This is a genomic window from Pseudomonas sp. HY13-MNA-CIBAN-0226 (assembly GCF_040310305.1).
Lineage (GTDB): Bacteria > Pseudomonadota > Gammaproteobacteria > Pseudomonadales > Pseudomonadaceae > Aquipseudomonas > Aquipseudomonas gregormendelii.
Genome location: NZ_JBEOPS010000466.1, coordinates 1 through 251 on the forward strand (window position 1 = coordinate 1; position 251 = coordinate 251).

General features: G+C 60.6%; 1 protein-coding gene. It reads left to right on the forward strand.

From position 1 onward, the window contains the following. A partial coding sequence (locus tag AAEZ05_RS29535; RefSeq protein ID WP_350650179.1) for a hypothetical protein occupies positions 1–251 on the forward strand: 251 nt, incomplete at both ends.

Consider the following 251-nt stretch of genomic DNA (forward strand, 5'->3'; position numbering starts at 1 on the left):
GTACCTGGACTGCGGCGGCGACAGAACCCAGGGTTCCGCCAACGCTCTCGGCACTGCGCACCTCTGCGCAATTGCTCGAAAACGTCAGCGCTGAAATCGAACGCCACCTGGCATGGCGCCCCTCGCTGGAGAATTCCGCCACCACCTACCTCAACACCAAGCTGCATGCTAAGCATCAACACCTGCAGGCAGCGTGCCTCTCGGTACGTCAATACAGCAGCCCCTCCAGTGACACCGATACACCTCAACTG